Here is a 15,833-nt window from a genome sequence, read left to right as displayed (position 1 = left end):
GCTTAAGCTCATGTATGTAACGGAATTGTAATCGTAAAAACTGCACCTTGTTTCACATTTCCAGCAGTAAGAGTGCCATGTAAGTGCTCTTCAACAATCGTTTTACTCATATCAAGACCAATTCCTGTTCCATGAGTTTCTCCTTTAGTCGTAAAACGCTTATCAAATATTTTGGGTAAAATATCCAGTGGAATTCCCCCCGCATTGTCCATGATTTCAAAAATACAGCAGTTCTTTTGTTTATAGACACGACATGCAATCACGGGGGAAGTAATATCATTCTCTTCAATAGCATCCACCGCATTTTTAAAGATGTTTAACACCACTTGTATGAGTTCGCTGCTGCACACTTCAAAGGTTTCATCAAACTCAACTTTACGATGCAATTCAATGCCCAATTTCTTAAACATCGATTCAAACAACACACAACATTTATCCAAAATTTTTGAAGGCTCAATGCGCTCTTTAACTTGTGTATTTTTAAAAAAGCCTCGGAAATCTTCAATGGTACTGTTTAAAAAATCGACGTTTTTTAAAACTTGCATGGTGGTTTGATTAAAAACTTCATCTGTTAAAACCCCCATATTATGATAGAGTTGTAAAGAGCTTACTCCCGCAGAGAAAACATTCAGTGGTTGTCGCCATTGGTGTACAATCATATCAAGAATTTCACCCATTTGTGCATGTCGTGCTGTAGCATAAAGCACTTCATCTTTTTCCAAACTTTTGCGAACCTCATCACGTACGCGTTGTTCCAAGGTATCATTGAGTTCTTCTAACTCTTTGGTGGTTTTTGAGATCAGTTTTGAAAGGGCTTGTGTTCTATAAAAATGCATGGATTGCTCTTTTTCAGCCACTTTTACTTGCAAAGAGTCTTCCTCGATATGGTGTATATCCTCACTTTCAGAAAGCGCTAAAATCGTCATGCTTTGATTTAAAAGTCGTGCATATTTATTACCATAATAAAACTCCCCATAGGTAAAAAAGCCTGTGGTAGGAGCTATTTGATTTAATGGTTTAATTTCATGGCGAATTTCATCTTGCAAGAGTGCTTTTCGTGCAGTACAAGAGTAGATAAAAATGGCTTCAACGGGTTGATTGATCAATTGTTTGGCTTTAAAAAGTCCTCGTTGCAAAATCATTTGCACATCCCCATAACCAAACTTAACCAAACTGTCTTGGGGAATATTGCCTGCAAATCCCAAACTGCCATCATCAAAACGATTGAGCACAGCTCGCGCAATATCCAGGCCATCTTTTTTAATCACCAGTGGAAATTCAACTCCCACAGAAGGCAACATCTGTGCAATCTCATCGCCCAAATAATACGCATAAAAATCTATCGCACTCATACCATCAATGGTATAGACTCTGTTTTTTTCAGATTTCTCTATCACATGACTTTTGCCCAAAGATTGCCAAGAGAAGTTATAATCCATATAGACTTGCAAATCATTGTTATACAAAGCCACACACACTGCACCTTGTTCAACAATGGTATTTTTTGCAAAAACATACGTTTGTGTAAACAGGGAATTGTCTCCTGCCATTCCTCCTGCAATAGGTATATTGGAATCAATACTGTTCATACCATTTAAATACTCTTCCCCATTGGTCTTCAGACCATCTGTAAAGGTAATGATTGTTTTGAGTTTCTGGTTGTGATGCTCTTTGTCAATATTTTGCATCATCGTTTGTCCCAGTTCAAAACTGCAAGCAGTCTCATTGGGTTGAATAAAAGTTTTTATATGGGTGTGTTCAAAATAGGTAAAAGAAAGAACCGTTGAATGCGTTAAAATATCCTCTTGGGATATCTCTCCTGCAGTGGTCGTTCCTATTATTTGGGCGTGAGGCAATAAAGCATTCAGTTCATTCAAAAGCATTTGTATAAATCGATGTTCATTGATGCCTGTAAAAACTTGAATCAACAATGATTTTTCTTCACTCCACGATTGTTCGTTAATAAAGTTTTTAAGTTGTTCATGGTTTTTATAGTTCAACGAACAATTGATCATTTAAACCCTTTTTTATGATACTAATTTAGACAACAAGTCCTTAAAGGAGTCTTTGAAAGCATCCAAACCATCTTTTAAAAGATCATCATAAACTGCTTTCATATTCACATTTTTCTCTTCTAAAATTTTGAAAAATTCATCACAACGCTCTTCAGTCATGATTTTGCTTTTCTCTTTTTGACCATCATTCACCCAATGTTCAATGGTTAAAAGAGGTGCTGTGTTGACGGAGTTTGGATATAAAAGATTATCCACATAGTAGCTTTGTGGTAACTCTTCAGATTTTACTCCAGTACTTGCAAAGAGTGTTCGAATATTCCTGTTTTTAATTTTATTGACTTCATGATAACACTTCGTTGCATTGATAATCCCAAGCTTTGAAGTAGGTATTCCTTTACTCTCTAAAAGTGGATCACACATTCTGTCCAGTCGACTTACAAAAACAGAAATGACTGCTTTGATGTCTTTGTTGCTCTCTTTAATTCCTTCATCCAATGCTTTAGCACACTCTATGGCTTGTTGGGGTGAGAAAATAAGTGTCGCATTGACATGAATTCCTTGAGAAGTTAACGCTTTCATTGCTCCATACCCAGCCTTAGTTGCAGGTACTTTAATCATAACATTATCATTTCCAATAGTGTTAAAAAGCCGAAGTCCCTCTTCAATTGTACCTTTTTCATCATCACATAAAAGTGGGTCTACTTCAATTGAGATAAACCCGTCATCGGCATTTTCATCATGCAGTGGTGCTAAAATTTCAGAAGCTCGTTTAATATCTGTAACGGCCAACTCTTCATAAATCACTTTTTCTGGATTGGCTTGAAGCATGTCCAGTTGTTGTCGATACGCCACTGAGTTAGAAATAGCTGATTCAAAAATCGCAGGATTACTAGTAGCTCCATGAATAATCTCTTTGTCAATCAACTCTTTAAATTGATTCTCTAAGAAATCTCTCTCAATAAAATCACACCAAAGTGAAAAATTAATATCCTCTTTTAAAGCCATCTGTTTCCTTTAAATTTTCTCTAAAATTTGAGTCAAATCTTTTTGTTCAATCACAATATTTGCCTCTTTTTTCAAAATATCGTGCGCACAAAATGCCACACGTTTGTCTGCATGTGCAAACATAGAGACATCGTTTGCTCCATCACCTGCAACCAAAGTATCTTTTGCAGAAATTCCCATAACCGCTTGCATTCTTTGAAGCATGTCCCCTTTAGAAAATCCAAACATCATCTCACCACCAATAAGACCTGTTAAAAGCCCATCTTTTTGGTGAAGAACGTTTGAAAAATCTGCATCTAAGCCATATTTTTCTTTAAAAGGTTGTGTTCCTATTCGAAAACCACCTGAAAAACAGACCACTTTGTAACCCATTTTTTGTAACTCTTTAATCGTCTCTTGTGCTCCTGGCATTGCTGGAAGTGCTGCACAAATATCAACCGCCTTTTGGTACGGCATCCCTTGAAGCAGTGCCACACGTGTCGTTAAACTCTCAAAAAAATCTAAACGTCCGGACATTGCTTCTTCAGTTATTCTTGCTACTTTCTCTTTAATTCCTAACTCTTGTGCTAAAAAATCAATTGTTTCGCCATCCATTAATGTTGAATCAAAATCAAACACGGCTAATTTCATCATAAATCCTAAGTTTAATATTTAAAGGGTATAATTATAGCTAAATAACTATTAAGGAAGCAATTTTAATGTTTGATGCGCTCATAGATAAGCTCAAAAATGGAAGCTATTTAACCCTAGAGACCACCCCTCAACATGAACCTACGATGGATACTATTATTGACAAAATCAAACAATATGATTTGGTCTCAAAAATTGATGGTTTCTCTGCAACAGATAGCCCTTTAGCCAAACTAAAATACAATTCCATTTTAGCCGCACTCAAACTTCAAATGGAGTTTAAAAAACCCGTCATAACTACTCTTACTATGAGAGATCGAAACAAAATTGCCTTGCAATCAGACATCATGGGTGCCAATGATTTTGACATACGAAGTTTTTTATGTCTTACAGGAGACCCTGCAAAAATGAGTGATCAGCCTAACACCAAAGGGGTGTTTGAAAGCAATTCAACCATGCTTTTAAAAATCATCAAATCCTTTAATCACGGAATGGATTTTGCAGGACGTCCTTTTAAAGTAGAACCAAAGCCTATTTATCCCTTTGCAGTGACCAACTCTTTTTCAAAAAGTTTTAAATCGTTAGAGAAAAAAATGCATAAAAAAATCCAAGAAGGTGCAGTGGGAATTATCTCACAACCGGTGTATGAACTTGACAATGCCAAACAACTTTTGGAGAGTTTTGAAAATGCCAAAGAGCATGTGAGTGACCACAAACAAGAGTGTCAACTTATCTTTGGGCTGTTTCCTATAGTGAAACTTCGAACAGCTCTGTTTTTATCAGCGCAAGTTCCAGGAATTCATGTACCACAATCATGGATTGATAAACTTGAAAAAGCAAATCAAAAAGGGGAAGAAGAGGAGAAAAAAGTGGGACTTGAGCTCAACCACAAACTCTTTGAGGATTTACAAAAGTTTCATCCTAAAATTCATTTGATGACGGCCAATAACTTTGGGTTGGCCAACGAGTTAATCAACAATCGATGAGTTTCAAACTTGCCTGCATTGACATAGGGCTGAAGCGCATTGGTATGGCTGTGTGTCTGCATGGCGACATCGTCACACCACAAGAAGCCATCTTACGAAAAAACAGAAACCAAGCAGCACGAGAGGTGAATGCGTTTTTAAAAGAGTGGGAGATTGACAAACTTATTGTCGGTCTTCCCAGTGCTTCAGAAGATATGCAAAAACGCATTGCTCACTTTGTTAATCTGCTTGAACTTCACATACCTTATGAGTTTCAAGAAGAGAATATGAGCTCCATTGAAGCAGAGGATTTGATGAAAGGTGAAATCAAATACAAACGTGATGGACGCGTAGATTCCATTGCTGCCAAAATTATTTTGGAGCGTTTTTTAGCCAAACGTTAGTGTTGTTCTATGTGAACAACGGCTGCTGCAAAGCCACCGTCATGCGTGATGCTGACACTTACACTTTTAATATCAAACTTTTTCATGAGTCTTTTTTTGAGTTTGACTTTTGGGGCATTCTTTTTTGTTTTCGAAATTTTAATATCATGAAACCCGCAGGTCTTTCCAATCCCACATCCTAAAGCTTTACTTGTTGCTTCTTTCACTGCCCAAAAACCAGCTGCGGTGGAACTTGATTTAACCAGTTCTATCTCTTCAGCATTTAAAAAACGTTTTAACGCTTTTTGATCATACTTTTGAATGAGTCTGTCAATTCTATCTATGGAAGTGATGTCAATACCAATCATTAAAACTCCTATTAATCATAATTGATTATAATACTGATATGAAACTGTTTATCAAGAAGGTATTATACCTTATCATCATGCTGTTTATCATTAGCCTCATCTCTTTTTTGGCGATTCACCTTGCACCCAACTCATTTTTTGCAAGCGGTGAACTCAACCCCAATATTACGCAAGAGAGCATTGAACACTTAAAGGCTATTTATGGTTTGGATAAACCACTGTATGTGCAATACTTCTCTTGGGCTGCAGCCATTGTACAACTTGATTTTGGTATCTCATTTGCAAGTGGAGCGATGGTTAAAGAGGAGATTTTATCTCGTATTCCTATTACATTGACCATCAATATCATCAGTATGGTATTGGTCTTTATACTCTCATTATATTTAGGCATTAAAGCAGCACTTAATAAAAACAGATGGATAGATAAATTCACAGGACAACTCTCACTTTTGAGTTTTTCAATGCCCTCATTTTACTTGGCCCTGCTTTTGGTCATGGTTTTTTCTCTGTATTTAGAGATTTTACCCATTGCGGGGCTTCACTCAAAAACCAATGTTACTGGATTAGAGTACTATTTAGATATGGCATGGCACCTCATCTTACCAATTTCCATTATCACTTTTGGTGGGATTGGAAGTTTGACATTGTATATTCGCTCTCTGACCATTGAGATTTTAAAAAGTGATTACATCTTTTTTGCAAAAGCCAGAGGCTTAAACAATAAACAAATTCTCAGACACTATATTTTGCCCAACCTTTATCCACCAGTGATAACATTGCTTGGACTTTCACTTCCAGGAATTATTGGAGGAAGTGTTATTTTAGAATCGATTTTTTCTATTGATGGAATGGGATTATTGTTTTATCAAAGTGCGTTAAGTCACGATTATCCAGTCATTATGGGGATACTTATCATTGGGGCATTTCTAACACTTTTAGGAAATATGTTAGCAGATGTTATACTTTTAAAACTCAATCCAAACTATGACCAACAATAACCCAAGAAGAACTCTCAAAGTTAACTCATCTTTTTAAATTTCAATCAGTCATTTTATAGTATAATTCTCTCTTTTAAATCGTTTTAAGGACCATGATTGAAAATTATTCAAACCATTGAAGAGTTACAAGAGATACGAAAAAGCATTTCAAGCAGTGTGGGATTTGTTCCAACAATGGGTGCATTGCATGATGGACACATCTCATTAATCAAACAAGCGCGCAGTGAAAACGACATTGTCATTGTCTCTATTTTTGTAAATCCAACACAATTTTTAAAAGGGGAAGATTTAGATAAATACCCTAAAAAAATAGAAGCGGACAGCAAGATTTGCGAACTGTGCAAAGTCAATTATCTCTTTTTGCCTCAAATTTCTACCATGTATGGTGAAGATGAAGTGCTTGTAAAAGCACCCAATATCAAAAGCTATACCTTAGAAGGGGAAAGACGACCGGGACACTTTGATGGTGTTTTACAAGTGGTACTCAAACTTTTTGGTTTGACCAAACCTAATCGAGCTTACTTTGGAAAGAAAGATGCCCAACAGTTAGCCCTCATTAAACAGATGGTTGAAAACCTCTTCTTAGGCATTGACATCATTGAGTGTGAAATCAAACGAGAGAGTGATGGCTTGGCTTTGAGCAGTCGAAATGTCTACTTAACGGCTGAACAACGAAGTGATGCTTTAGCGATTTCAAAATCGCTTCATGCAGCTGCAGCTATTATTGGAAAAAAAGAGTTTGATTGCCATGTCATAAAAGAGCATATGCAAACGATTATGTCGCAACTGGATGTTGAATACATCGCATTTGTTAACCGACAATTTGAAGAGATTCAAACCATAGAATTAAAAAACAGTATTATCCTAGTTGCCGTTAAAGTTGGCAACACACGATTGATTGATAATATCTGGATATAACAGGAAAAATATATTATATGAAATTTACAACAAACAAGCCTAAAAAACAACTCCACTTGGTCTCACTTGGGTGCACTAAAAACCTAGTAGACTCTGAAGTAATGCTTTCAAAACTCAACGAATATGAACTCACCAATGATATTGACAATGCGGATGTGATTATTGTCAATACGTGTGGGTTTATTGACTCAGCCAAAGAGGAGAGCATCAACACTGTTCTTAACTTGCACGAACAAAGAAAAGAAGAATCTGTTCTTGTAATGGCGGGATGTTTAAGTGAACGATACAAAGAGGAGCTTCAAAAAGAGCTTGTGGAAGTCGATATCTTTACAGGGGTTGGAGATTATGACAAGATTGATGCGCTTGTACATGAAAAGCGAAGTTCATTTACCAATGAAGTCTTCTTACAAACAGAGCTTAATGAGCGGGTGATTACGGGTTCAAACTATCATGCTTATATTAAGCTCAGCGAAGGGTGTAATCAAACCTGTTCATTCTGTGCCATTCCTTCATTTAAAGGAAAGCTTTTCTCACGTACGTTAGAGTCTCTTGTGAAAGAGGTAAAAAACTTGGTTGCTAAAGGGTATTTTGACTTCTCTTTTGTATCCCAAGACTCCTCCTCATATCTAAGAGATCATGGAGTAAATAACGGATTAGAACAACTCATTGAACAAATTGAGAAAATTGATGGAGTTAAGAGTGCACGTATTTTATACCTTTATCCATCTACCACTTCATTAGGACTCATTGACAAAATTGCTGCTTCGAATGTGTTTCAAAACTACTTTGACATGCCACTTCAACACATCAGTCAAAATATACTTAAAATCATGAAACGAGGGAAAGGCAGTGAGAAACTCAAAGAGCTTATGCAGCACATGAGAAATACTCCTAATTCGTTTGTAAGAACAACCTTTATTGTAGGACACCCCGGTGAAACTCAAGAAGACTTTGATGAACTGTGTGAATATGTGCAAAGTTATGGATTTGACAGAGCCAATGTGTTTGCTTATTCAGATGAAGAGGGAACAACAGCTTATGACAGAGAGGATAAAGTTCCACAAGAAATCATTGATGAACGAGCTGAAATCCTAGGGGAACTCATAGAGCAAACCACTCTTGCTTCCCTTGAAAATGAAGTAGGAAAAACAGTAGACGTTGTGGTTGATGGTGAGAGCGATGAACATGAATATCTTCTTAGTGCCAGAAACCTTCTCTGGGCGCCTGAGATTGACGGAGAGATTTACATCAATGACAATGAGCTAAAAGGCGAAATCAAATTTGGAGTGATTTACAAAGCGAAAATCTCAGAACTTGTTGGTGATAAACTCTTGGCCACCATTTTACATGAAGCTTAATATCACTACACAAAAAAACCTTTTAGCCTTCTCTGCAGGTGTAGACTCAACTGCACTTTTTTTTATGCTCTTAGAACAAGATATTCCATTTGATATAGCCATTGTGAATTATAACTTAAGAGAGCAATCCAAAGAGGAAGTGACCTACGCTTTAAGCTTGGCTCTTGAGTATAACAAGCAGTGTTTTGTTCACGATGTTAAGCTTGATTCCCAAAGCAACTTTGAGAAAAATGCGCGTGATATTCGATATGAGTTCTTTGAAGAGATTATTGAAGAGTATAGTTATGAAACACTTTTAACTGCCCACCAACTCAATGACAAACTAGAGTGGTTCTTAATGCAACTTTCTAAAGGAGCAGGTCTGTCTGAACTTTTAGGACTACAAGAACAGACACAAAAAGAGCACTATAGACTTCTTAGACCCCTTCTAAATATCTCTAAAGAGTGTTTAGAAGAGTATTTGATTGCAAAAAAAGTAAAATACTTCTATGATCAAAGCAATGATGAACTCAAATACAGACGTAATTTTATGCGTCATGAGTTTGCCAATAAGTTTTTAAAAGAGTTTGAAAGTGGCATTAAACACTCTTTTGAATATTTACAAAAAGATTTGCACTCTTTACATATTAAGCTCACACCGCTTTTAAAAAAGAAAAAGCTTGAAGTGTTTGAAAAACCTCAGGATGAGAACAAGCTGATTCGTATCATTGATAACAGTCTAAAAAAAAGAGGCTATTTGCTCAGCCATGCCCAAAGAGAAGAGATCTTAAGACAACAAGAGTGTGTGATTGATCATTTTGCAATTGCCATTACTCCATCACATCTTTGGATTGCACCTGTGGTTGAAATCAAAATGCCAAAAGAGTTTAAAGAGAAGTGTCGAATTGCAAGAATTCCAAAAAAGATTCGTCCCTATTTATTTGAAAAGAGTATAGAAGTAGACTTTTTATCCATTCTTTAAAAAAGTCTGCATTTTTCTGTTTTTTCGCATCTGATCTTGCATTTTATTTTTGTAGTTTTTTAAAAATTGTAGATTTTTATAATAAAGCTCAGAAAGTCTTTCTAAATCTTGGATTTCTAAGTCGAAATCTAAACTCTCATCTTCATTTGAGATATATTTTGTGCCCCAACGAACCAAACCATCTGCACGCTCTTGGTCATCTAAGGAATCAAGAAATTGAAGCTCTTTGAGGGCTTTTAAAGACCAGTCTCGTCTTTCCATGCTTCAATTAATCCTTGAACTACTTTCATTACTTGATTCATTGAACCAACATTATTATCAATTCCAGCAGAAAAAAGTGTTTCAATTTGGTAAAGATATAATCCATCTAAATAATACGCCACATCTCCACCATCAAAATCAAGCACATTTCTTAACTCGTCAAAAATAGCAATAGATTTGTTGATATAAGTGAATTTTGCTTCAATATCACCCTCTTCCATTGCAGCTTTTGCAAGAGATAAAAATTTTAAGAGTCCTTCATACAGCTTTAAAATTAATACATAAGGATCATCACTGATAGCATTTTGTTGGTTGTATACTTCAATCCCCATTTAAATACTCCATAATATACTTGTCATAAAAACACAACAAGTATATTATATAAAAGCTTAAATAACTATATTAGTTGCTCGCTTTTGACTGCGCAATCATCATTTGTAACCCACCAAACGCACTTTCAAATTTAGAAATAATAGCTGTATACGCTGCAAACTGATTGGCCAATTGAGCATATTTACTGTCCAGTGCCTCAATTGCTTTTGTTTTTTCCTCTTCTAAATTGTCTTTTCGTGTGGACATCGCATCCCCATAGACCGTCAACAGACCTTCAAAGCTGTCTAAATCGTCAAGATACTCTTTAAGTTTGGTACCAATACCTCTGTCTTCAGCAACACCAATAAAGAGAGACTTTAGTCCATCTAAATCATCTGTCACAGCTTTATTAAACTCAGTCGAATCAATTGTAATATGTCCAGATTTATCTAAATTAAATCCATAACTAAAAATACTTTTTTCATCGTTTTCACCATAAGCACCAAAAAGAATATCTTTTACTTGGCTCATGACGCTTCGTAATGTTGCTTTATCTTCGATTTTAGAATCGGCACTGATGGTATAGTTTGAAACTATATCATTCAACTCATTATATTTTGTAACAAGCTCTTGCATTTTTGTCTCAATATTTGCCGTATCTTGTTGCATAGAGATAGAACCTGTACCTACTTCTAAAGCAGAGATTGTCAATCCATTTTGCATCGTAATCTGATTTGAAGAGAGATTATAATCAATTCCATCCACTGTAGCTAACATATTTTGTGCTGTTAAGGTTTGACTTTTGTCTTCTAAGCCCAACATTGTATCATTGGTAATCGAAATGGCACTTCCATCATCACTTGTAATGACAAATTTTCCATCACTAATACTTGCAGTCACGTTAATTGAACCATCTGAAGATATTTCTGAAGCAATGTCATTATAGGTTTTATTACCATCAGCCACAAATGTAACGCCGTTAACAGTAATCTCTTGCCCCGCCGTTGGAATATCAGTACCCACAATCGTACTGCCACTTTCAACCACAGAGTTACCTAATCCAATGTTAACGCCACCACTTTGAGTGATGTCTAAAGCATTCGACAGACCACTCTCTCCACTTTTAATAATCAAACGGTATTCACTGTCACCCACTTGTTCCAATGAAGCATCCAATGATGGATAGTTGTTCATCTCTGCTACAATTTGTTCATACGTCTTACCGGTTGTGTCAAAATCAATTGGGGTATCACCTCCCACTGAAATGGATATGGTTCCTGCATCCATTGTTGCCGTTTTATCTGCAATAATACTTGACTGGTAGACATCTTTTTGAGCCAGTTGAGTGACTTCAACATTGATTGTACCTGGTTTAAGTTTACTGGTATCTGCAGCATCAAAAGCAACTGCAGTTCCACTGGTAGTTGCAAAGATTTGCTCAAATGCGTTCGCCCCATTTTTAAATAAGTCAAACTCTTTTGCAATGGCTAAAAGTTCATTAACTTTCGCTTCAAACTCTCCAAATTGTTCAACTTCTGTATCCCAATCTTCAAGTCTTGTTTCAATGGGTTGAACACGAGCTTTTCTTTCTGCCTCTTTTAATTTATCGATTAATTCTTGATTTAATCCTGTTGATCCTGAACTTCCTAGTCCTAAAATACCATCAGCCATAATAGCCTCCTATTATCTCTTAATACCTAAGAGTGTTTGTAATATCTGATCCATTACTGTTATTGTTTTTGCATTGGCTTCGTAAGCCGCTTGAAACTTGACCAAATCTAACATCTGTTCATCTTTATCGACTTTAACAACTTGATCATACGTCGATGACAAGGATTGAGTTACACTTAGTTGAGACTCCAATAAAAAGTCTGTATTCTCTTTATCTGAAGAGACTTTGACCAATATATCTTTATAAAAATCCATGAATGACATTGATGAAATTGAATCAGGGTTTTGTGGTCCATTTTCAAACGAAAGATCCGATTTTGATTGTAAGGTCACTAAATAATCCAAATCCATAGTATCCAAATCTTGTACAGCCAACTCATTAAATTCCAATGTCTTCACACTGCTTCCAGAAAAAAGATTTAATGCGTGTGCATTTTGCACATTGGTTCCCACATTATTTAAAGAATCTTCCCCATAATAATAAGAACCATCTGTTGAAGACACTGCATATTCTCTGTGCAAGTCACTGAATGTAAATGCAAATTGATCCAATAAATCTTTATACGCTTGATATTTATTTTTTCCTGAATCTGTGGTTAAGTTTTCAAAACGTGCCAACAAAGAACCACCCGTGATATCAACACGTCGACCTTTGCTCTCTAAGTAGACTTCTGTTTTCCCATCTCGGCTTTGTGATTCAGTACGTTCAAATGCCATATTTTCAGTAACACCCGTAGCATCTGCCCGTTTAAACTCCAATGTGCTTTCAAAGTCACCTTGTGGGCCTCCCTTTTTTGCCTCAACCAATAAATATCGCTCAGCGCTCAAATCAGGTTCAATAATATTACCATCGACATCTTTGCTGTAACTTCCATTATAAGCTGTAACAAGTTTATTCATATAAGGGTCATTATTGATTGCCACACCCAATGCACGTACGTAGTTTGTATCATCGACTCTGTCTGAAGCATCTACAATATTGTCACCATTGATATCCAAAGCGTTGCCTTGAGAATCGGTCACAAATTCACCAAATTTGATTTCAACACTTCCCACATTATTAACCGTATATACAATCGTATCGTCTGCATCCATTGTTCCAATACGCGCAGCCAAGGAGCTTGTGGTGCCATCAGCCGCAACATATTTATCTCTTTGTGGTGAATCGCTTTGTCCAACGCTGAATTCTCGAGCGCTGTCATGCCAAACTGCAGTGACTCCATTGATACTCAATTCGTAGGGTTCTTGTTCACGGTGTACTTCAATATCAACATATTTCGCCAACTGTTTTTCCAATAAATCTCGTTTATCCAATAAATCATTCGTTGGTTCAGATTTGGTTCCTAACTCATGATTGATATCTGCAATTTGTTGCAATAAAGAGTTCACTTCTTTTACATCAAGCTCAGCACTCTCTTTTGCAATCGCTTCTTGTGCTTCAATTCCTGAATAAATCGTTTTAAGATCTTCTACGAGTGTTTTGGCTTGCGCAATATAACTGCTGATATAATTGGCATCTGTTGGATTACTTTTTAAATTATCCAATGCTTTAAAGTACTTATCCAAATCTGTTGCTAGTCCTGCTGTTTCAGTACCTTGAAACAATGCCTCAATTTGTCCAAGCATACTTGATAATTCATCAAGATAGGCCTCTTTTGTTGTTTCATCCATGATGTTATCATACAAATAATCACTTGTAGCACGTACCACATCACCAACTGTTGTTCCTCGACCAATACCAGAACTATTGTTTCCTGTTTCAGAAACATTCACGGTTCGTTTCTTATAACCAGGAGTATTTTCATTGGCAATATTGTTAGTGACGTTCTCAAGAGAGACACGAGCAGACCATAAGCCAGACTCTGCTATATAGATGCCATTTAACATTGTATACTCCTTTTATAAGATTTAGTATATTTTGACATTACATTTCTTAAAACTAGATTAATTTTATATCTACTTCTTTTTCTTAAACTCTATTTATTCACCATATTCAAAGTCGTTTGTATCATATCTTGAAGCACTCTTGCTATCTTAGCATTGGCTTCATATGCTGCTTGAAATTTCATGATGTTCAACATCTCTACATCTTCATCAACCTTGACCAACTGATTGTATGAGTTCTCTAAAGATTGCGTCACAATTTGTTGTGTATCAAATTTATAATCTGTATTACTCTTTGTAAAAGCAATATCGACTTGGAATCCTTGAAAATATTTTGAAAAACTCGTACCGTTTGTTCCATCACTTGTTAAATCTTCATACGTTTGTGTGGTACTGACTTGCCCTTTTGAACTGAACAAAATATCACTTTTATATTGTAAAGAAGAGAGATAATCATAATCTTGTTGGTCTAAATACGCCACAGTCGATTTATTAAATGAGAGCGTTGCAATACTGTTTCCATTAAAGAGTTTCATGCTTTGTTTATTGTTATACTCTTCACCACTGTTATTGATTGCGGTTTCTCCATAAATATAACTGCCATCTTGATTTAAAACATACTTTTCTGTCATATCACTGAGTGTTGCAGCAAACATATCCAACTTATCTTTAAACATCTGAATATAGTTATTAGGTGACGTGGTATCCAAATTTTCAATTTTAGCTTTTACCGGTCCACCTGCAATTTCAACTTTTTGTTCATAACTGCTGATATAACTCTCACTGCTTCCAACCACACTTCGAGTTTCATCTTTATTGTACGTAGAGACTTCATATTGATTATTCGCATCACTGTCAGTTAAATAGATCAAATCGCCTTTAAATTTTCCTTCAGCGCCCTCTTTTTTTGATTCAATGACCAAATATCGATCAACCGTATTATCAGGGTCGGGAGTAATGTTTCCATCACTGTCTTTGGTATAATTCCCATTATATGCTGTAATCATTTGACTCATTTCAGGATCATTGTTAATGGTTAAAACCAAAGCCCGAACAATATTGGTATCATCAACCACATCTGCAGCATCTATTATATTATCTCCATTTAAATCGAGTTGATTTCCATTGGCATCATACACCGCTTGTCCATATGTGAGTTCAATACTCGTGGTATCATTCAATTCATAAATAACTTTATCATTGGCATTGCCCATGATACCATCAAATGAACTGATTACATTTCCGCTACCATCCTCTTTTGTATAGCGATCCAATTGAGCAATATGCTCTTCACCATAGCTAAATTCACGTGCAATATCATTTCGAACCGCGGTCACGTTTCCAATTTTAAGGATATATTCTCCGTTTTGTTTTGACACATCGATATCCACGAGTTGTGCCAACTCTTTTTCCAACGCATCACGTTTATCTAAAAGGGTGTTTTGTGGCACCAACGTTGTTGCAAGATGTTCATTGATATTGGCAATATCATGCACAATTCGATTGATATTTCGTGCGTCTGATTTTAACTCAGATCTGAGTTCTGCTTCTTGAGTATTGAGATGTTGATATAACCCTTTTAAATCATCAACGACAATTTGTCCTCGTGTTTTTAATTCTGCTTGAAATGTTGTATTACTTGGATTGCTTTTTAAATCTTCAATGGCTTGAAAAAAGGCATCCAAATCTTTTGAGAAACCACTGTTTTCAGTCTCTTTAAAAAATGATTCAATCGTACTTAAGGCATCTGAAACCTCTTTATAATAGTTCATTGAAGTGGATTCACCAAGAAAGTTTTGGTAAATAAAATCATTGGCATTACGAATGGTTTCTCCGATATCCACACCACGACCTGTTGCGCGATTATCAATATGTGCAGCTTCTGAAATAGATGTTGAACGACGAACATACTCTTTATTCATCTGATTTGCAACATTGTTATTGGCAGCATCTGCGGCACGCTTCGATATTGAAAGCCCTGAATAGGCGACATCCAATGTATTTAACATAGCGTACTCCTTTTCTGAATTTTAGATTAAAACAATCCCTTTTTTGACATTATATTACTTTTTTTATTATTTATCAAGTATTTTTATTATTTTTT

The 15,833-nt window shown here is 36.0% G+C and carries 15 protein-coding genes; 6 read left to right on the top strand and 9 right to left on the bottom strand.

Translation table 11 applies throughout. The features are described 5' to 3' along the window. Positions 1 to 8: 8 nt before the first annotated feature. From CRV04_RS08210 to serB, 3 genes are read right to left on the bottom strand one after another with little or no spacing between them, the layout of a single operon-like run. A complete protein-coding gene (locus tag CRV04_RS08210; RefSeq protein WP_128996362.1) occupies positions 9 to 2,015 on the bottom strand; it encodes an FIST N-terminal domain-containing protein in 2,007 nt (668 codons plus the stop codon). A 12-nt stretch (positions 2,016 to 2,027) separates the two neighbouring features. After that, entirely contained in the window at positions 2,028 to 3,020 is a 993-nt protein-coding gene (locus CRV04_RS08205; protein ID WP_128996361.1) for a transaldolase, read from the bottom strand. A gap of 9 nt (positions 3,021 to 3,029) precedes the next feature. After that, complete coding sequence (gene serB, locus CRV04_RS08200; protein WP_228126512.1) at positions 3,030 to 3,650, bottom strand: phosphoserine phosphatase SerB; 621 nt, start codon at positions 3,648 to 3,650, stop codon at positions 3,030 to 3,032. A 68-nt stretch (positions 3,651 to 3,718) separates the two neighbouring features. On the opposite strand from serB, the gene CRV04_RS08195 reads away from it, so the two are divergent. Together CRV04_RS08195 and ruvX are read left to right on the top strand one after the other, a co-directional pair. After that, on the top strand, positions 3,719 to 4,636 hold the full coding sequence (locus CRV04_RS08195) for a methylenetetrahydrofolate reductase (RefSeq protein WP_128996359.1): 918 nt from the start codon (positions 3,719 to 3,721) through the stop codon (positions 4,634 to 4,636). Beyond that, positions 4,633 to 5,019, top strand: coding sequence for a Holliday junction resolvase RuvX (gene ruvX / locus CRV04_RS08190; RefSeq protein WP_128996358.1), 387 nt, complete (start codon positions 4,633 to 4,635; stop codon positions 5,017 to 5,019). The genes CRV04_RS08195 and ruvX overlap by 4 nt, the downstream gene beginning before the upstream one ends. Here ruvX and acpS read toward each other — a convergent pair. Beyond that, entirely contained in the window at positions 5,016 to 5,366 is a 351-nt protein-coding gene (gene acpS, locus CRV04_RS08185) for a holo-ACP synthase (protein WP_128996357.1), read from the bottom strand. The two genes, ruvX and acpS, sit on opposite strands and share 4 nt — an antisense overlap. 38 nt (positions 5,367 to 5,404) lie before the next feature. On the opposite strand from acpS, the gene CRV04_RS08180 reads away from it, so the two are divergent. The 4 genes from CRV04_RS08180 (at position 5,405) to tilS (ending at position 9,601) form a co-directional block, all read left to right on the top strand. Then, the gene (locus CRV04_RS08180) at positions 5,405 to 6,364 is read left to right on the top strand and encodes an ABC transporter permease (RefSeq protein ID WP_128996356.1); all 960 of its coding nucleotides are present in this window, start codon (positions 5,405 to 5,407) and stop codon (positions 6,362 to 6,364) included. 96 nt (positions 6,365 to 6,460) lie between these two features. Continuing rightward, positions 6,461 to 7,282 (top strand): pantoate--beta-alanine ligase, encoded by an 822-nt coding sequence (gene panC, locus CRV04_RS08175; protein WP_128996355.1) that lies wholly within the window; start codon positions 6,461 to 6,463, stop codon positions 7,280 to 7,282. A gap of 17 nt (positions 7,283 to 7,299) precedes the next feature. Continuing rightward, positions 7,300 to 8,640, top strand: a complete 1,341-nt coding sequence (rimO, locus tag CRV04_RS08170; protein WP_128996354.1) for a 30S ribosomal protein S12 methylthiotransferase RimO — start codon at positions 7,300 to 7,302, stop codon at positions 8,638 to 8,640. Then, on the top strand, positions 8,630 to 9,601 hold the full coding sequence (tilS, locus tag CRV04_RS08165; RefSeq protein ID WP_128996353.1) for a tRNA lysidine(34) synthetase TilS: 972 nt from the start codon (positions 8,630 to 8,632) through the stop codon (positions 9,599 to 9,601). The genes rimO and tilS overlap by 11 nt, the downstream gene beginning before the upstream one ends. On the opposite strand, the gene CRV04_RS08160 is transcribed toward tilS, so the two are convergent. From CRV04_RS08160 to CRV04_RS08140, 5 genes are all read right to left on the bottom strand, one after another. After that, positions 9,587 to 9,862 (bottom strand): hypothetical protein, encoded by a 276-nt coding sequence (locus tag CRV04_RS08160; RefSeq protein WP_128996352.1) that lies wholly within the window; start codon positions 9,860 to 9,862, stop codon positions 9,587 to 9,589. The two genes, tilS and CRV04_RS08160, sit on opposite strands and share 15 nt — an antisense overlap. Further along, complete coding sequence (fliS, locus tag CRV04_RS08155; protein ID WP_128996351.1) at positions 9,838 to 10,194, bottom strand: flagellar export chaperone FliS; 357 nt, start codon at positions 10,192 to 10,194, stop codon at positions 9,838 to 9,840. The genes CRV04_RS08160 and fliS overlap by 25 nt, the downstream gene beginning before the upstream one ends. 70 nt (positions 10,195 to 10,264) lie before the next feature. Next, positions 10,265 to 11,845 carry a flagellar filament capping protein FliD gene (gene fliD / locus CRV04_RS08150; protein ID WP_128996350.1) on the bottom strand — a complete coding sequence of 527 codons (1,581 nt, stop codon included), beginning with the start codon at positions 11,843 to 11,845 and terminating at the stop codon, positions 10,265 to 10,267. A gap of 12 nt (positions 11,846 to 11,857) precedes the next feature. Next, positions 11,858 to 13,732: a flagellar hook-associated protein FlgK gene (flgK, locus tag CRV04_RS08145; protein WP_128996349.1), complete on the bottom strand. Its 1,875-nt coding sequence runs from the start codon at positions 13,730 to 13,732 to the stop codon at positions 11,858 to 11,860. Positions 13,733 to 13,821: 89 nt separating this feature from the next. Further along, positions 13,822 to 15,738, bottom strand: a complete 1,917-nt coding sequence (locus tag CRV04_RS08140; protein ID WP_128996348.1) for a FlgK family flagellar hook-associated protein — start codon at positions 15,736 to 15,738, stop codon at positions 13,822 to 13,824. Between the last annotated feature and the right edge of the window lie 95 nt (positions 15,739 to 15,833).

Source organism: Candidatus Marinarcus aquaticus, assembly GCF_004116335.1.
GTDB classification, from domain to species: Bacteria; Campylobacterota; Campylobacteria; order Campylobacterales; family Arcobacteraceae; genus Marinarcus; species Marinarcus aquaticus.
Note: the sequence above shows the minus strand (reverse complement) of the source record. Positions and strands in the feature narration are given on the sequence as shown.